We start from the raw sequence: 18,229 nt of genomic DNA, 5'->3' as shown, positions 1-18,229 counted from the left end.
AACAAGATGATAACAGTGATTAAGCGCATTTTATTACAAGATTTGCGGCTAAAATCAAATTATATTTATTTCTTGATCATGCCGGTGAGTTTAATGGTCATTTTAGGTCTCGTGTTGCAAAGTGTCTTTGCGACGCAACTCGATGCGACCGTTAATCCGGTACATGTCCAATATGTGGTCAAAGATGCGCAACAGGCTAAGCTCGTCAAGCAATTGGTAACAAAAACCAAAGTGGCTCATCTCGACTTTACGCCGCGTGCTTCAACAAAAGTGGCCCAGGCGTATGTGCGTAATCACGCGAATACGGCGGCCGTGACCATTGAACAAGCGCACATCCAAGTGGCCACGGCTAAAAACTTGAATGACTATCAAAATGCACTGTTGAAGGGGACGTTAGCTGAGCTGGCACAAACGTTAGGCTTAGTCAAAACGGCCATTCATTATCAACGGCCGATTGTGACGGTTAAGTCAGCCGAGTTGGTCACCGTCAATCGGGCCCAAGTGCAACGATCCGCGACCTCATTTCAATATTATGCGTTAGCGATGATGGGGATGTTCATGTTGTATTTTGCTGAAATTGGGTTAGACATGTTCGGCAAAGCCCGGCGACAACAGACTTTGGCCCGTGAATTGCTCACACCAATTTCGAAAGGCCAGCTCTTAAATGCGACGGTGGCTGGACATCTGCTGTATGGCTTACTCGTTATTGCAGTCTTGATGGGCATTACGGCCGGGCTCTTTCAGATGCCATGGCTACGCGCCTTACCATTCGCGTTTGCCAACTTCGCCAGCTTAATGGCCTTGTTTTTAGTACTGGGCTTAGCATTAGAAACGGTTGCCGCGCAATTAGGTGAAGGTGTTATGCAAATTGTGATTCAATTAGTGGCGTTTCTTGGTGGTGGTTACTTTCCAACGAGTACGACGATGATGGCTTTTTCACCACTTGGGTGGGTGATGGGGCCATTGCGTTCAGCGCTGTGGACGAGTAATCCGTTGAATTGGTCGGGCGTTTGGTTGAGTTTAAGTGTGACCGCCGGATTACTAGGTCTTATCAATGTGGTCATGCGGCGACGGGAGGTGTTTTAAATGCAAGCAAGTTTATGGTTAATTCGTGAACGAATTATCATGTGGAAGAACCATCCATGGCAAGTGCTCTTTTTATTAGCCATTCCATTTTTGAGTGTCGGGTTGTATTTATACACCTCAACATCGACGACGCAAAATACGTTGACAGTCGGCGTGGTTGACCACGATGATAGTGCGGCTAGTCGTTTACTGGCCACGAATTTACGACGGCGGGTGACGGTCCAAACGTTGACGACTAAAAAGACCCAGCAACAAGCTTTAGTGCAGCAATCGGTCACCGCCATCGTGACGATTCCGGCGGGCTATCAGCGACAAATTACGAACGGTCAGCACCCCGCTGTGACGGTCGCCTCGATTCAACATGGCGCGTTATTAACGACCGTTAAAAATATGGTCAAAGCGGCGGCGGTCAATGTGTTGCAACTGCAGGCGATGACTAATAAAACCGCGGATTTGCAGCAAGTCGGCCAGACGTTGCAACAACAAACGCCGACCTTGAAAATTAAGCAAATCGACCAGCAAGCCTCGGCCCATACGCTGACCATCCAAATTATTGGCTTTTTATTGATGATGTTATTGTACCAAGCGAATACTTTTGGCACGCGGAGTCTACAACGTGAACGGCGTAATCAAACTTATCAACGGACGATGCTCGCCCCGCTAAGTCCCGCCAATTATTTCATTGGCACCGCTGGCTTTGCGATGTTAGCAATGGTCGTTGAAATTGGCTTAGCCATTACCGTGATGGTTGGCGTTTTTAAAATTGATGTCGGCATGGGGATTTTACCGCTGTTTGCCGTCTTGTGTTGGTTTGGACTGCTAGCGGTTTTATGGTCGTTAGCCATTGGGGTCTTAGCACCAAGCACGGGGATGGCCAATGGGATTCAAGTGTTGCTGATCACGGTGACGAGCTTGTTATCCGGCTGCTTAATCCAGTTATCGGTTATGCCCGCGGTGATGCAAAAGGTCGCCATGGTCACACCTCAATATTGGATTTTACAAGCGTTGCAGCAACTTCAAAATGGCACAATTACTAGTCGCTTCTGGGGGCAATTAGCGATGGTCGGCTTATTCGGACTACTATTCTTTAGTTTGGCTGTCTTCGGCTTTATGCGCCGCCAACATCAGGAAATCTTTGATTAGGTTTCAATCAAGATTGGTCAATTTGAAATTGTCGTTGTGAGTCCGTAGTAATTCCAGTAGCCGTGGCGACCGGTTCGAGCCAAAAAGCGGTCTCGAACCTCACTTTGAAGCTTGGCACAGTTCACCAATCTTCAAAGATGTCGGTGGTGTAAGTCCGGCAAAAGCAGCCGCACTAACGCCACTTGCACGGCAACTTCCATTGCTACGGACTCACAACTGAATTGATTTTGCTTTAAGAATTGGTTGGTCGGAGATGCTAGTTGTAGATTCACCAATGTATGGAAAAATCCTGCTAAATTCAGCTTATATACTAAAAACATCCAGCTGCACATTCGAATGTAGCTAGATGTTTTTGGTTATGGATGATAATCCTAAAACTAGCTGTGAGCCAGCCAACTTGAGAAAAGAATCTTCAAAGTTATTGGTAGTGTGAGCTCAGCGTGAATTTTTGCAAGTGGGCTACTACGCATTTATTATTAAGTGTTGGCAGTTGGGCTAATGTCGTCGCTAGTCAGACCATTTGGTAAACTATTAACTTTTTGTAAGCATCTTAATTGCAATTAACTTAGTAATGGGCTATATTTAACCATGTAGAAAAGAGTTGTGCACAATTGGTTAGAAGAGAAAGGGTGCTGGATCATGAAGATTAACATTAAAGATGACGCGCAAGCTTATTTAGCAGATAAGATTCCTGCTGGGAGTCGGGTAATTTTGACCGTCGATGACGGGTCGAATAAATATTCGAGTTTAGGTGGGAGTTGTGCCATTGGAAATAAATTCCAACTTGTTATTTTAAATGCTGCTGATCCGGATTACACGACGCCATTGGAAAACAACGCTGGGTATGATATGGCGACTGCGCCGGCTGATGCGACCTTCTTAGGAAATGGTCTCAATATTTCACGCTGGCACAACGCCTTAGCTTTAAAGGATGATAGCGGCATGTTAGATGGCGCGTTGTCTGTTGTTGATTGGCGTGACGTTAGTCCGGAAACGGAAGCGGAACGTCGCGAAAAGATGCAAACCATCGGGACGAAGATTTGCTAAAGTCCGTTAAAAAACGTGGTCACGATTAATTTCGTGACCACGTTTTTTTGACTATTTTTTGTCGTCTTTAGCTGGTTTTTGTTTAGCAGTACGGTTGGCATGTTCGTCAATGGTGTCTTGGACGGCCTTAGTCGTTAACTTGTCCTTGTCATCCGGACCAATCGCAAACTTATCAAATAATTTGTCTAAGTTATCTTGACGTTGAACTTTTAAACTCATGCAATCATTCCTTTCGATTACCGCTAATCATAGCAAATTTTTCTTGGTTTGTCAGTAATTTGTCAGCCGCCCGGTGCCACTTGGTGATGCGCCGTGGGGCAGACCTGGCGCCAAAGGGCGGTCGCCAGGGCGCTTTTTGGCCCGGCTACAACCCATTGCCGGTCTAAAAAGTCGGCCCCAATAACTAGTCGGAAAATCGCCGACTAGTTATTGCGACACGGCGCACCACCAAGTGGCCCCGGGCTAAACGTGACTTTAATTATGAACAGGCGGGAAGGATGGTTAGTGGTGGTGTGGGTCGGCTGAGTAAAATTTGTTGATTAGATTAGAATACTGGATAAATTGGGTGATTTTATAATCATTTTGTTAAGAAATAACGGCTGTACTGAATTTGAATTAACTTGTTTATGCAAAATAAAGCGCTTAAAAACTGTATAATCCACTTATTTATGCATAAAATAAAGGATTTTTCAAAAATACTTGCATAAATAATCATATGCGTCTATACTCTATTCTTGTAAAAAGAAAATAAGGAGCGCGCTTATGAAGAAAAAAATCGGGTTGTTGCTAGTCATCGTGGTTGCGCTAGTATTGACGTTCGTGCCGTTAGGGCAGACGAATACGCAATCGGCTCAAGCAGCAGATAATTCATTAGAAAAGATTCAGAAAAAAGGGGTCTTGGTGATGGGGACTTCACCAGACTACCCGCCATATGAATTCCAGGCGACCGTCAATGGTAAGAGTGCCATTGTTGGGATGGATGTTTATATTGGGCAACAAGTGGCCAAGGATCTTGGGGTCAAGTTAAAGGTCAAATCAATGTCCTTTGATTCATTGTTAGTGGCGTTACAAACTGGGAAAATCGATATGATTATTTCTGGGATGAACCCCACGCCAGCGCGGCGGAAAAATGTGTCGTTCACTAAGGCTTATTACCAAGGTGGTTATGACATTGTCATCAACAAGACGGATAAGAATAAATACAAAAACAAAGATTCCTTTGGTGGCGGTACGTTAGGTGCTCAAACGGGGACAACGCAATACAATGCTGCCAAGAACCAAACTAAGAATACGAGTGTTAAAGGGATGACCTCCCAATCTGATTTAATTTTGGCCTTACAAAGTCATAAAATTGATGGGGTTGCCATGGAAAAGCCATCTGCGGAAGCTTATGTTGCTAACAACAAGCAATTAGCTGCAATTCCAGCGGGCTTTAGTATGAGTTCTTCAGCCACCAAATCCGCGATTGCTTTCCGGAAAGGGTCGACTAGCTTAGTTAACAAAGTCAACAAGACCGTTGATAAGATTAAAAAAGAAAACTTAGTCAAAAAGGAATATTTGCCAAAAGCTGGGAAATATTTGAAGACTAATACGGTTAATACGTCAATGTTCCATTATTGGAAGGCGTTCTTAACCGGGATTGAATATACTTTAATTATTACCGTTTGTTCCGTCTTCTTTGGGTTCATCATTGGGATTTTATTAGCCTTAGCGCGGATGGCCAAAGGGAACATCTTCAAAAACTTATTACGTTGGATTTCAACGGCCTACGTCGAATTCATTCGGGGAACGCCAATGATGGTTCAAGTCATGTTCGTTTACTTCGGTTTAGGGATTTTTGTCAATTTACCAGCGTTAACTTCTGGGATTATTGCGATTTCCTTGAACTCCGGGGCGTATGTTGCTGAATATATTCGTGGTGGGATTAATTCCGTTAACATTGGTCAAACTGAAGCTGCTCGTAGTTTAGGGATGTCCAATGGTGAAACGATGCGTTACGTGGTCTTACCACAAGCATTGAAGAATATCTGGCCATCATTAGGGAACGAATTTATTACTTTGATCAAGGATAGTTCAATCGTCTCAATTATCGGGGTTACTGAATTGATCTATCAAAGTAACATCGTCCGTTCTGACACTTACCGTGGGGTGGCCCCAATCGTGGTCATCATGGTCTTGTACTTCATCTTGACTTTCACGGCATCACGGATTTTGAACCACTTCGAAAGGAAGATGCAACATGACTAAACCAGTAATTGAAGTTAGTGCCTTAGCCAAAAGCTTCGGCGATAATCACGTCTTAAAAGACATCACCGAAAAAGTTGAACCTGGCCAAGTTATCGTGGTCATCGGTCCTTCCGGTGGTGGGAAGAGTACCTTTATTCGGTGCTTGAACTTGCTCGAAACGCCAACAAGTGGGAAAGTCGCCTTCGAAGGGCAAGACTTGACGACGTTGGACCAAAAGAGTGTCAACAAATTACGGGAAAAGATGGGCATGGTGTTCCAAGGCTTTAACTTATTCCCAAATATGACGGTCTTAGAAAACATCAAGTTAGCGCCGATGAAAGTTAAACATGTCGACGATGCCACGGCCACTAAGCGCGCCCATGAGTTATTACAACGGGTTGGCTTAGACGACCACGCCGATGCCTTCCCAACGAGTTTGTCCGGTGGGCAAGCGCAACGGGTTGCCATTGCACGGGCCTTGGCGATGGACCCGAAAGTGATGTTGTTTGATGAACCAACTTCGGCCTTGGATCCTGAAATGGTCGGTGAAGTCTTGAACATCATGCAAGAATTAGCCAAAGAAGGTATGACCATGGTCGTGGTTACCCACGAAATGGGCTTTGCCAAATCCGTTGGGGACCGCATCTGGTTCATGGCGGATGGCTACATTCAAGAAAACAACACCCCCGAACAATTCTTTGCACATCCTGAAACGGACCGGGCCAAAGACTTCTTATCAAAGATTTTAATGTAATCACTAAGGACCACGCTCATTGTCAGCGTGGTCCTTTATTCTATCTAAAAGCTGGTGAGTCAGTGATGGTATGTGGATACTTCCCGCTGCCGACTGACCGTAATTCCAGCCGCCATGGGGACCGGTCCAAGCCTGAAGGGCGGTCTTGGACCTCGCTTTTGAGCATAAAGAACAAGTCTCAAAAGGCGTCCGTGGTGTAAACGGGATATACAGCCCAATCCCGTTAACGCCACTCGCATGGCGGCTTCCATTACGGTCAGCCGGCAGCTAAATTGATTTTTAAATCATAATAAGGCGAGGTTATTTTTGCAGATAGCACTATTGATGTTGCTTATAAATTATGCTCGGTATTTTGTGGCTGTTTTTAATTGTTGAGTAAGAATTCCTAAATTGATTAGTGACCGTTCAAACGTTAACCAGTTCAGTATATTAGCGCACTGCGGTCAGTATCGGGCGAGTTTTGTCCTCAATGAATTGTCACGACATAAAAGGTGGATACCACCGTAATTAGTTACGTTGGTACCCACCTTGAATATAATTATTTTGATTTTTTAGTTAATAACCACTTTGGTACCATAGCGAATGTTTTCGTAGACCCATTTAGAGTCGGCCACGCTCAGATGGACACAACCATGTGAAGATGGCTTTTTGCCTAAATCGGCGGCGTCTGATTTGATGAAGTGACCTTGAGCGTCGACCGGCGTAGAGTGGAATAAATATTCACCGTGATTCAGCCAGGAAACCCAGTAATAGGCGCCTTCGCTGACCGAGGCACTGTAAAAATATTTCCCGCGTTCGGCTTGAACGTGATACGTTCCACGGGGTGTTTTACGGTCAGCGGTTTGGACCCCGGTGGAAGCATACATGGTGTATAAGACGTGCTGTTTATTCATCAAGTACATCCGTTGTTTTTCCAAGGAAACGTGAATCCATAAGTTCGGATATTTTTTGACGCTTGGATAAGCAACTGTTTCTGAAGATTTGCGCCAGTTAATGGGCGTGCGCATGACCGACGCCTTAGCGTGTTTTTTGGTCGTGGTGCGACTAGTCGCAATGGCGCGTTGCTTGGCGGCCGCCGTCTTATGAGTTACCGCGACTGTAATTACGGCCAAGATAGCGACTAGTAAGATGATGCTAGCGGTTAAGACTAATTTTTTATTGCGTCTCATTGAAGCTCACCCTTAGTGTGATAAAAATGGTTGCGGATACCGTCCGCGGTTAAGGTAATTATTGCGGTTGCTTTCAAATTCAAGACTCCCCCTATGTTTGAATGAAAAACTTGCTGCAACTTCTGTTATAGCCTTCTGAAAATGAAAATACAATAGTTATCGGCAATAAAAGCGAAAAAACAGCAAATATCAGCTGCTTCGTGCCTGGCAATGGTTTGGAAAAATAACATAAATAAAATTATAATTGAGGAAATTATGAAAACTTTCACGCTAAAGATATCGTGACCGGACTCAATATTGCTGGGCCGCTTATTTTATATAACTATCCTTATGCAAACGGGCAGATTGCTTGTCACGCTTGACTTCCGGCGGTATACTGATAAGGCTATATCAGGAAAGGAAGGCGCGCAATGGCATCGGCACATATTGAACATAAATTAGCGTTATTACCAGATTTACCGGGTTGCTATTTGATGAAAAATTTGAATAGTCAGATTATTTACGTCGGTAAAGCCAAGAACTTGAAAAACCGGGTCCGGTCATACTTTAAGAGTAGCCATACCGGGAAAACCGCGCGCTTAGTTTCAGAGATCGCGGATTTTGAATTTATCGTCACGTCGACTGACAAGGAAGCTTTCTTGTTAGAAATCACGCTGATTCAAAAACACCAACCTTATTTCAACATTAAGTTAAAAAAGGGGACCGGTTATCCGTACATTAAAATTACCAACGAACGGGACCCGCAGATTTTGATTGTGAGTGACGTCCGCAAAGATGGGGGCTATTACTTTGGCCCGTATCCCAACGTTTATGCGGCGCAAGAAACCGTCAACTTCATTCAAAAAGTTTATCCATTACGACGCTGTCACGGCTTTCAAAATCGACCGTGCTTGTATTATCATATGGGGCAATGCTTAGGCGCCTGTTTTAAAACGGTGCCCACGGCCGAATACGATGCGCAAATTAAACGCATCAAGTCCTTTTTGAACGGTCATGTGGAAACGGTTAAGAAACAACTCAATAAGCGGATGGAAACGGCGGCCGCCGATTTGGAATTTGAACGGGCGGCCGAATTACGTGATCAATTGACGTATATTGAAATGACCGTTGAAAAACAAAAAATTATTTCCAATGATAATACACCGCGCGATTTATTCAACTTTTATTTGGATAAGGGCTGGTTGTCGATTCAAGTCTTCTTCATTCGGCAAGCGCGGTTGATGAAACGGGAAAAGCGGTTGTTCCCAATCGTTTCGACGGCCCAAGAAGAAATGACCAGTTTTATTTTGCAATTTTACAATCGTAAAAATAATGTGTTACCACGCGAAGTCCTAGTTCCTGACGGCTTAGATAAAGAAGTGCTCAGTGATATTTTGGGAATCCCGGTGCGGACGCCGCAACGCGGACAGAAGCGGGACTTGCTCGACATGGCGGAAAAAAACGCTCGCATCGTCTTAGAAGAAAAGTTCCGGTTGTTGGAACTCGATGAACGCAAGACGACGGGGGCCATGAAAGAAATCACCGACGCCTTGGGGATTCCTGAAGGTCATAAAATTGAAGCCTTTGACCACTCGCATATTCAAGGGGCCGACCTCGTCTCGGCGATGGTCGTCTTTACGGATGGTCAGCCGAATAAAAAACTTTATCGTAAATATAAATTACGGACGGTGGATCATGCCGATGAAGCGGCCTCGACGCGTGAAGTGATTCGGCGACGGTACACGCGCTTGCTGAAAGAGCACGCCGCCTTACCAGATTTGATTCTAATGGATGGTGGGGACATTCAGTTGGATGCCGCCAAAGATGTCTTAGAAAACGAATTAGGGCTAAATACGCCGGTCGCGGCGATGGTGAAAAATGACCATCATAAGACGGCGGATTTGTTAAAGTCCGCTGGTGATGCGCATTTGAATTTGGACCCTAAGAGTCAAGGGTTCTACTTGTTGCAACGGATTCAAGATGAAGTCCATCGCTTTGCCATTGAATTTCATCGGCAAGTGCATACCAAGCATTCGCTCAGTTCGCGGCTGGATGAAATTCCGGGGGTTGGTCCCAAAACCCGCAATAAATTATTGCGGAAGTTCGGGTCAATGACTAAGATTGCGGCCGCTCCGGTTGAAGATATTCAAAAATTGGGTATCGCTAAAAATGTGGCGCAAACGATTAAGTTTTCGTTAGCCGGTGGTGGTGTGACGCCGAAGCATTATCAAAAAGGTGCGACATAAAGATTTCAATAACAAACAACCCGTCCCGGCAATGCATTTTCAAAATGCATTGCTGGGACGGGCTGTTTTTAGTTAACGAGTGCGCCCGTGCCAGTCAAGATTGTTTTTTAAGGCTTCAGTTTGCAGAATGAAGTGACGTAGGGGCGTATTTTTAGGCATGGCCTGCCAGGCTTTAATCGCTTCAGTTTGGGCGGGGGCCGTCCCGCGGAACATGGCCAGGTTAGCTTGTGCCATGCCAGTAGATAACAGCTTGATTTTAGCTGTCGAATATTTCGTTTCGTAGCGGTCTTCGTATAGGCTGCTCATGGCGGCATTGTAACCAGCGTCATAAACGACGGCATGGTCGTATTGGCGATAGGCCGCTGCCGCTTTTGCCCCTTGCTGCTTTTTGATATAGGCACTGACGTTTAAGCGGGTCGCGTGATACTGCGCTTGGCCCGAGTTTTGATTAATCGTCAAGGTACCATAATAGTGGGGGCTCATAATCAGGGCACCACTAGCAATATCCGTCAGCTGCACTTGGTTGACGGTCTGATGCTTAATACTTTGGGCGTGGATATGACCGCTTAAAGTCAGGCGCAAGTTCGCCTTGCTAAAGGTGTCCCGGACGTCATCAGCGTAGCCAATCGTGTAATCTTGATGGATACTCGTGTGGTCCATCAAATTGTGATGCATGACCGGAATCAAAGTGGCGTGCGCCTTTTTAGCAGCCCGGCCCATTTTCGCAATCCAGTCCAGCGTGCCCGCGGTAAAGCCACCACCAACCGTGGAACTACCTTGTTGGTAATTACTCTTGTAGATGGCGGAGTCGAGCATTAATAACCAGGTGTGCTGGCCAGGTTTAACGAGATAGCTGAGGGAGCTCGTATCTTTTTCAACTGCCTGACCATAGCCGGCTTGCTGGTAAATTTGTTTGAATTGACTAGGGCTGACTGCACTAGTAGTGGCTTGATGCTTACCTTTAAATGACCGCGTTAACGGATTATTGATGTCGTGATTGCCGGGGACGACATAGACGCGAATATGTTGGGCGGTGAGCCGTTTCAACTGTTGCGCCACGTATTCATGACTCGCTTTTTCACCGTTATTAGTAATGTCACCACTGACGATGACCATATCAGGTTTCGTCGTCAGTGCTTGGGCGATAAACGCTTTAAAGATGGTGGCACTGTACTTTAAATCGGCGCCGGCATCGTTGGCCGCGTACGTTTTAAAAGCAGTCCCGTTGTCATGCAAACTGGGGGCAATGACGTGATCGTCACTGATGACCATGGCCGTCAAAGTCGATTTGGTACTTGGCTGTTTAGTGGTGGCGGTTGCTGACCGACAACCGGCGAGGGTGAGAAGGGCTAACAGCGCGGCGAGCCCGGCCCAACGTTGATAAGTAAGTTTCAAAACAATCGTCTCATTTCGTCTAATAATTATATTTATATTATAACCATTGAACCACTGGATTGAACGCTAGATTGGGTTATTTTTGCCAGCCGGCTAAAAATTAGGGCAAAAAAAGATCGCGACTCATTACTGAGTCGCGATCTTTTTAGTATTTATGGTCATTAAGCTTTTTTAGCTGGTTTCCAAATTCCTAAGATAACCCCGGCGATCACGGCCCCAATGACCGTTGCGCCAACGTAACCCCAGATGTTAGTAGCGAGTAAGGCTACCCATAAACCACCATGAGGAGCGGGAACGGAAACGTTCCATAATTGGGTCAAACCACCAGCGATGGCCGCCCCAACGACACTCGAACCAATGACGTGCAATGGATCAGCTGTGGCGAATGGAATTGCACCTTCAGTAATGAAGGAAATTCCAAGTAACCAGTTAGAAATCCCAGCTTTGCGTTCGTCGTCGGTGAACTTCTTTGGCCAGAAAGCCGTGGCGATGGCGGTTGCCAATGGTGGGACCATCCCACCAGCCATAACGGCGGCCATTAAGTTCCCATCTTGCGTAGCGGTAAAGGCACCGGTAGCGAACACGTAAGCGGCTTTGTTGAAAGGACCACCCATATCGATAGACATCATCCCACCGAGGACTAACCCTAAGAGGACGGCGTTACCAGTACCCATTGAGTTCAAGAAGTGGGTAATCCATTGGTTAATAACTGAGAAGATTGGGTTAACGATGAAGAACATTAAAGCGGCAACGATTAACAAGCCCAAGATAGGGTAGATTAACATTGGCTTCATCCCTTCAAGGGATTGTGGCATGTTCTTAGTCCATTTCTTCATCCAAACAGTGATGTAACCAGCTAAGAAACCAGCAACTAAACCACCTAAGAAACCAGCAGGACTCTTGGCATTAGCTGCGATGGAAGCTGTATAAGCACCACCGTAAGCGCCGGTGTAAACCGTCGCCATGAAACCACCAACGAACCCAGGCATTAAGGCAGGGCGATCACCGATTGATTCGGCAATGTAAGCGGCTAAGACGGGTACCATGAAGGCGAAGGCCATGTTCCCAGCTTGGTTGAAGAAGGTGAAGGCTAAACTCTTATCGCCAACGAATTGTTCGATGACAAACGAGAGGGCCATTAAAATCCCACCACCAACAACGAATGGTAACATGTGTGAAATCCCGTTCATTAAGTCTTTGTAGATTTCACTCCAAACACCGCCGTTAGCGCTGCTGCCTTCGTCAGTGTCGGCAGAACCGCCGTCAGCATCGTGATAAACGGGCGCTTTGCCGTCTAAGACTTCACTGATTAATTCTTCAGATTTGTTGATTCCGTCAGTAACGGGGCGGTTAACTAATGGTTTGCCATCGAAACGGGCCATTTTGACTTTCTTGTCGGCCGCAATGACGACCCCTTTAGCCCGAGCGATTTCATCGGCAGTCAATAAATGTTTGACCCCTTCAGAACCGTTCGTTTCGATTTTGATGTCAACGCCCATCGCTTCAGCTTGCTTGATTAACGCAGCTTCGGCCATGTAAGTGTGGGCAATCCCATTCGGACAAGCCGTAACCCCAACAATGTAAGGGCGTTGTTCGTCAGCCGGTGCTTGAGCCGCCGCGGCGGCTTTTTCAGCGCGCGCCGCTTCGTCTTTAGCATCTTTTGCTTCTTTAGCAGCTTGGGCGTCAGCGAAGAGTTGTTGGACTTCGTCTGGCGTTTGCGCGTTCTTCAACTTGCCGACCAACTCAGGGTCGATGAGTAAGCTGGAGAGGGCGGCGAGGGCCGCCAAGTGGGTGTTATTCGCACCTTCAGGAGCCGCAATCATAAAGAAGAGGTGGACAGGTTGACCATCTAAGGCGTTAAAATCAACCCCCGCTTTACTTTTTGCGAATAAGACGGTCGCGCGTTGAACGGCTTTGTCTTTGGCATGGGGCATGGCGATACCGTCACCAATCCCAGTCGTGGATTCAGCTTCACGCTTGATGATGTCTTGTTTGTAGAGGGCTTCGTCATTAATAACGCCTTGTTCGGCATATTTATGAACTAATTCATCAATGGCTTCGTCCTTGGTCGTGGCTTGCATGTCCATGATCATGACATCTTTTAATAATAGTTCGCGGATATCCATGTTGTTAATACAGTCCTTTCCGAATTGCTAGTTTGTTAATTTTTCAATCTTAATTAATGGCAAAATTTCATCGATTTTAGCACGGGTTGCAATGTCTTCAGAGAAGGCGGTTGCGGAACCACAAGCCAAACCGTAACGGAAACTTTCAACGGCGTCATGCGTCTTAGCGAAAGTCCCGACGAACCCACCAATCATGGAATCACCAGCCCCAACGGAGTTGATCACGTGACCTTTAGGCGCTGGGCTGAAGTAAACATCGTCTGGGGTAATCAAGAGACCACCGTCGCCAGCCATTGAAATCAAGACGTGTTGCGCACCTTCACTTAACATTCGTTGGCCAGCCGCAATGATGTCAGCTTGACTGTTGAAAGTCGTGTCGTAATAGGCCGCTAATTCGTGATTGTTTGGTTTAACGACTAAGGGGTTACTTGGTAAAGTCTTTTTCAATGCTTCGCCAGTGGTGTCAATGACGAAATTAGCACCCGCCGCTTTGACTTTTTGAATAATGTCGTAGTAGAACGTGTCGGGTAGGCTTGGTGCCAAACTCCCAGACATCACGACAACATCATCAGGGGTTAAGTTGGCGAGTTCTTCATAGAACTTGTCAACTTCGGCCGCGGTAATATCGGGGCCCGCCCCATTTAATTCGGTTTCTTCATCCGCATGAATTTTGACGTTGATGCGCGTGTTGTCGGCAATTTCAGTGAAGTGACTCGTTAAGCCTTTTGCTTTTAAAGCGTCACTGACGAAAGTACCGGTGAAACCACCTAAGAAACCTAAAGCGACGTTGGGTTGTTCCAAATCGTTTAAGATTTGCGAAACATTGATGCCTTTGCCGCCGGGTAAATTAGCGGTGTGGGCGAGACGATTGACACTGCCCAATTCCATGTGGGGCAGTTGTACCACGTAGTCAATCGATGGATTGACGGTGATCGTGTAAATCATGACTTTACCTCCTGAATAGTGGTTAATGGTTGATATTGTTCGGCCAAAGTTGGGGTTAACTGATCGGTAACGATCGTCGCACTCGCGAGATCGCCGACCCGTGCAAATGAAACGTGGTCGAATTTAGTGTAATCGGCTAAAATGAAGCTTTCTTCACTTTGCGCAATCGCGGTTTTTTTCACGACCGCTTCGTCGGGGTCTGGGGTGGTTAACCCAAACTTCGGATGGACACCGTTGATTCCCAAGAAAACCTTATTGAACCGATATTCCTGTAACGATTTAACGGCTTCCGGTCCGATGACGGCTTTGGTGGTGCCTTTCAAATTGCCACCAAGTAAATAGGTTTTGATGCCCATATCGGCCAACGCCGAAGCGTGGACGACACCGTTGGTCACGACCCGCAAGTTGTAGCCGGGGTTCAAGTGATGAATCATCGCCAGCGTCGAGGTTCCGGCGTCTAAGTAGATGACATCATCAACTTGAATGTTGGCAACAGCTTGCTGCGCAATGCGGTCTTTAGCGTCCACATTGCGGGAAACTTTATCGTTCATGGCTGGTTCTTCTTGGAGCGAGTTCATATACTTCGCACCCCCATGGACGCGGAGCAGTTCACCTTGTTCTTCCAACTGTTGCAAATCACGGCGAGCCGTCGATTCCGAACAATTCGTTTTCGAACAAATGTCCTTGATTTTAATAATGCCCTTGAAACGGATCGTATTTAAAATGTACTGTTGACGTTCTTCTGTAAGCACTTTCAAATCCCTCCGAAGAATAATATACACGCTCACCAATCAAAACGCAACAAAAACCTTCAAAAAAACGTCAAAATAATTCATAATCTGTCATTGAACCCGTCATAAAAAGTTGAGGGTAGCATGTAAAGCGGGGGATTGTCGCTGCCAGCTGACCGTAATTCCAGCCGCCATGGGGACCGGTCCAAGCCTGAGGGGCGGTCTTGGACCTCGCTTTTGAGCCTACAACCCAAGTCTCAAAAGGCGTCCGTGGTGTAAACGGGATACAGCCCAATCCCGTTAACGCCACCCGCATGGCGGCTTCCATTACGGTCAGCTAGCAGCTATATTGATGTTAAATAATAAATAGCGACTATTGTGCATTGCATCATTGCCAATTTTGGGAAGTAGGTGTGATTTACGGTTAACACAGTGGTGGATTTTATTGATTTGTTACCATTAATGATTTTGAAAACGCTCAAGCGTTGAGATTATGGCTCAACATTGTTGATTACATAGTAATGGATAACGGATTTTGATGAGGTTACTGTTATGATTGGGCGTAAATAACCGGTCAATGTGATAATAAATTTCTCTTTTGACGTTTGAATTGGTAAAAGGACTGCTTTCTATTCATAATACTGACCGCTTTTGATGGTTTTTAAGCACACATGATGACTAAAACGGTCATCGGATGATTGAATGCAGTCAAATCCATGACTGTTTAAGTGAAATTATTGATTGTTTTAATGAATCGGCTGGGCTTTTTGTCAAGTAGAAACTATTTAGCTCGTCGGGACTAGGTTGCGCGCCGTGTCGCAAAGAGTGGTCGGGGGGCTGTCCGACCACTCTTTGGGGCCGTCTTTTAAGATCGGCAGTGGGTTATCGCCGGGATTAAAAGCGCCCTGGGGACCGCACTTTGGCCCCAGGTCTGCCCCACGGCGCACAACCTAGTCCCGACGAGCGGCAATCAAACAATAAATCTCAGGTCACAAAAACCAACGAAAGAACCAGTAATACCGGCGGATACTTTGACGTGGTCGCTCAACATTTGTATACTAGGTCAGGTATCTAATTTCGCACGAACCATTTCGTAGATAAATAATATAGAAGAAACAGGAGAAAAAACATGTTTGTTGATCAAGTTAAAGTAGACGTGAAAGCCGGTAACGGTGGTAACGGCATGGTGGCTTTCCGGCGTGAAAAGTTCGTGCCGAACGGTGGCCCAGCCGGCGGTGACGGCGGTCGCGGTGGGAGTATTGTTTTGCAAGCCGATGAAGGGTTGCGGACTTTGATGGATTTCCGCTATACGCGTAAATTTAAAGCCGATAACGGTGGCAACGGGATGATTAAGCAGATGACTGGTCGTTCCGCCAAAGATAAGATTATCAATGTGCCACTCGGGACGGTCGTTACTGATGCCGACACTGGTGAGTTGATTGGTGATATTACTGAAAAGAATCAAAAATTAGTGATTGCTAAAGGTGGCCGGGGTGGCCGGGGCAATATTCATTTTGCCAGTCCGAAGAACCCGGCTCCAGAAATTGCTGAAAATGGGGAACCCGGCATTGAATTAACCATCCGAATGGAATTAAAAGTGTTGGCTGATGTCGGTCTCGTTGGTTTTCCATCGGTTGGTAAATCAACGTTATTGTCCGTCGTAACGAGTGCTAAACCCAAAATTGCGGCTTACCACTTTACGACGTTAGTCCCGAACTTAGGGATGGTACGCTTAGATGACGGTCGCGACTTTGTTATGGCCGATTTACCCGGTTTGATTGAAGGGGCCGCTAACGGGGTTGGGTTAGGAATCCAATTCTTACGGCATATTGAACGGACCCGCGTTATCTTGCATTTAATTGATATGAGTGGTGTGGAAGAAAATGATCCGTATGAAGATTATTTGAAAATCAACCATGAATTGACGAGCTATGATCCTGATTTGTTAAAACGGCCACAAATTGTCGTCGCAACGAAGATGGATATGCCCGATGCTGCTGACAATTTGGCGAAATTTGAGGCGAAATTGAAAGATGACGATACGTTGCCAACCACGCCAGACATTTACCCAATTTCGTCAATTACGCAAAAAGGGTTGAAAGCCTTATTGGCACAAACTGCTGACTTACTCGATGTCACGCCACAATTCCCAGTTAAGGGTGTCGATGACGTTGAACATCGTGACTACACGACTGAAGCTAATCAGGACTTTACGATTGATAATCCAGAACCTGGGTTGTTCGTGCTTTCTGGTGAAAAGTTGGAACGTTTATTCAAGATGACCAATTTGGACCACGAAGAAAGCTTGATGCGTTTCGCCCGTCAATTACGGGGGATGGGTGTCGACGACGGCTTGCGAGCTGCCGGCGCCAAGAACGACGATACGATTCAAATTTTAGATTATTCTTTCCAATTTATGGATTAGTGATTAAACAAAACGCGCCAATCAGTGATGAGCACTCGTCACTGATTGGCGCGTTTTTTAATGGGATGGCTGATGAAAATGGTGATAACAGTCATAACCAATGTAAAAGATTAGCGTGGCGATAAAATAGCCGGCCGTTTGCCACCAGGAAAAAGGTTGGAAAACGGCGTGGACCGGCTGGTTTTGCCAACCAACATTGATAAAGAGACTGAAGAGTTCCAAAAAGATCGCGCTGGCAAGTGCCAAGCAAAGCCAGTTAATCCAGACACGGCGAAAGGCTAGTCGCAGTCCCATACTGGCGAAGAGTGGTTTTAACTGGGTTCGATAAGTTTGCATGATGCTCGCCAAAATAACGACTAAATCTAAGGCCAGAATCGGCCATAACCCAGCTTGAAACCATTTAGATGTCGCGGCCGCCACAATTAAGCTGAGAACTAAGTAAGTATCTAACCATCGCCAATATAAGCGGGCGTGGCGCTTGATTTCGATGATTTGGTTGGTCGAAAACGTTAGGGGAACGCCATACTGACAGCGCGCCCATAAATTAATTAGTGCAATTGACAAACGACTCACTTCCTTAACCTAATAGCATCCGTTGTTCGTTCAGCCGATAACCGAAGAGCGGTTCAGCTTTTGTAGTGGTTTGTACGAACAAGTTGATTTGCCCACTGACTTGTTGCGTGCGGGTCGTAAACTGGTCTAATAACATCGGCTGACTGTTTTTGACGGGTTTTAAAATTAGCTGGTTAGCGGTTAGTTCCAAGCTTTGAATGGGCACTAGTGTGTGGTCATGTTCCCAATAAAGCGGGAGCTGGCGGTCTAAATCCGCCGTTGAGAGGTTAAAATCGATTAAACGCATTTCAAAAACTTCCTTATTAACGGTGATAAAATTTCCGTACTATTAATTACTCATTTGAATGATACAATTAAGTGTGTGGAATTACAAAGTATTTATGA

At 46.0% G+C, this 18,229-nt stretch carries 15 protein-coding genes; 7 read left to right on the top strand and 8 right to left on the bottom strand.

The window, feature by feature from the left end; translation table 11 throughout:
• Nucleotides 1-6 precede the first annotated feature (6 nt).
• The 3 genes from DY78_RS07480 (at nt 7) to DY78_RS07470 (ending at nt 3,276) form a co-directional block, all read left to right on the top strand.
• Complete coding sequence (locus tag DY78_RS07480; RefSeq protein ID WP_024624654.1) at nt 7-1,086, top strand: ABC transporter permease; 1,080 nt, start codon at nt 7-9, stop codon at nt 1,084-1,086.
• Complete coding sequence (locus DY78_RS07475; protein ID WP_024624653.1) at nt 1,087-2,229, top strand: ABC transporter permease; 1,143 nt, start codon at nt 1,087-1,089, stop codon at nt 2,227-2,229. It abuts the gene before it with no gap.
• A gap of 639 nt (nt 2,230-2,868) precedes the next feature.
• Complete coding sequence (locus DY78_RS07470; protein ID WP_024624652.1) at nt 2,869-3,276, top strand: iron-sulfur cluster biosynthesis family protein; 408 nt, start codon at nt 2,869-2,871, stop codon at nt 3,274-3,276.
• 51 nt (nt 3,277-3,327) lie between these two features.
• Here the strand turns inward: DY78_RS07470 and DY78_RS16410 are convergent, their stop codons facing one another.
• Nucleotides 3,328-3,495, bottom strand: coding sequence for an SPJ_0845 family protein (locus DY78_RS16410; protein WP_169817075.1), 168 nt, complete (start codon nt 3,493-3,495; stop codon nt 3,328-3,330).
• Nucleotides 3,496-4,038: 543 nt separating this feature from the next.
• Here DY78_RS16410 and DY78_RS07465 point away from each other — a divergent pair.
• Both DY78_RS07465 and DY78_RS07460 read left to right on the top strand, forming a co-directional pair.
• Complete coding sequence (locus tag DY78_RS07465) at nt 4,039-5,523, top strand: ABC transporter substrate-binding protein/permease (RefSeq protein WP_024624651.1); 1,485 nt, start codon at nt 4,039-4,041, stop codon at nt 5,521-5,523.
• Nucleotides 5,516-6,256, top strand: coding sequence for an amino acid ABC transporter ATP-binding protein (locus tag DY78_RS07460; RefSeq protein WP_024624650.1), 741 nt, complete (start codon nt 5,516-5,518; stop codon nt 6,254-6,256). Before DY78_RS07465 ends, DY78_RS07460 begins: the two co-directional genes overlap by 8 nt.
• Nucleotides 6,257-6,807: 551 nt before the next feature.
• On the opposite strand, the gene DY78_RS07455 is transcribed toward DY78_RS07460, so the two are convergent.
• Nucleotides 6,808-7,425 carry a L,D-transpeptidase gene (locus tag DY78_RS07455; protein ID WP_024624649.1) on the bottom strand — a complete coding sequence of 206 codons (618 nt, stop codon included), beginning with the start codon at nt 7,423-7,425 and terminating at the stop codon, nt 6,808-6,810.
• Nucleotides 7,426-7,835: 410 nt separating this feature from the next.
• On the opposite strand from DY78_RS07455, the gene uvrC reads away from it, so the two are divergent.
• Nucleotides 7,836-9,650 (top strand): excinuclease ABC subunit UvrC, encoded by a 1,815-nt coding sequence (gene uvrC / locus DY78_RS07450; protein ID WP_024624648.1) that lies wholly within the window; start codon nt 7,836-7,838, stop codon nt 9,648-9,650.
• 72 nt (nt 9,651-9,722) lie between these two features.
• Here the strand turns inward: uvrC and DY78_RS07445 are convergent, their stop codons facing one another.
• The 4 genes from DY78_RS07445 to DY78_RS07430 all read right to left on the bottom strand — a co-directional run bounded on the left by DY78_RS07445 (nt 9,723) and on the right by DY78_RS07430 (nt 14,868).
• On the bottom strand, nt 9,723-11,045 hold the full coding sequence (locus DY78_RS07445) for a metallophosphoesterase family protein (RefSeq protein ID WP_051385217.1): 1,323 nt from the start codon (nt 11,043-11,045) through the stop codon (nt 9,723-9,725).
• Nucleotides 11,046-11,206: 161 nt separating this feature from the next.
• Nucleotides 11,207-13,171 carry a PTS fructose transporter subunit IIABC gene (locus DY78_RS07440; protein ID WP_024624646.1) on the bottom strand — a complete coding sequence of 655 codons (1,965 nt, stop codon included), beginning with the start codon at nt 13,169-13,171 and terminating at the stop codon, nt 11,207-11,209.
• 27 nt (nt 13,172-13,198) lie between these two features.
• Nucleotides 13,199-14,116, bottom strand: coding sequence for a 1-phosphofructokinase (gene pfkB, locus DY78_RS07435; RefSeq protein WP_024624645.1), 918 nt, complete (start codon nt 14,114-14,116; stop codon nt 13,199-13,201).
• Nucleotides 14,113-14,868, bottom strand: a complete 756-nt coding sequence (locus DY78_RS07430) for a DeoR/GlpR family DNA-binding transcription regulator (RefSeq protein ID WP_024624644.1) — start codon at nt 14,866-14,868, stop codon at nt 14,113-14,115. The genes pfkB and DY78_RS07430 overlap by 4 nt, the downstream gene beginning before the upstream one ends.
• Before the next feature lie 1,108 nt (nt 14,869-15,976).
• Here DY78_RS07430 and obgE point away from each other — a divergent pair.
• The gene (obgE, locus tag DY78_RS07425) at nt 15,977-17,272 is read left to right on the top strand and encodes a GTPase ObgE (protein ID WP_024624643.1); all 1,296 of its coding nucleotides are present in this window, start codon (nt 15,977-15,979) and stop codon (nt 17,270-17,272) included.
• A gap of 57 nt (nt 17,273-17,329) precedes the next feature.
• On the opposite strand, the gene DY78_RS07420 is transcribed toward obgE, so the two are convergent.
• Both DY78_RS07420 and DY78_RS07415 read right to left on the bottom strand, forming a co-directional pair.
• Nucleotides 17,330-17,836 (bottom strand): hypothetical protein, encoded by a 507-nt coding sequence (locus tag DY78_RS07420; protein ID WP_024624642.1) that lies wholly within the window; start codon nt 17,834-17,836, stop codon nt 17,330-17,332.
• 13 nt (nt 17,837-17,849) lie between these two features.
• Complete coding sequence (locus DY78_RS07415; RefSeq protein WP_024624641.1) at nt 17,850-18,131, bottom strand: hypothetical protein; 282 nt, start codon at nt 18,129-18,131, stop codon at nt 17,850-17,852.
• Between the last annotated feature and the right edge of the window lie 98 nt (nt 18,132-18,229).

The organism is Lactiplantibacillus fabifermentans DSM 21115 (genome assembly GCF_000498955.2).
GTDB lineage: Bacteria > Bacillota > Bacilli > Lactobacillales > Lactobacillaceae > Lactiplantibacillus > Lactiplantibacillus fabifermentans.
The sequence above is the reverse complement of the archived record's forward strand: the minus strand, read 5'-3'. Positions and strand labels throughout refer to the sequence as shown.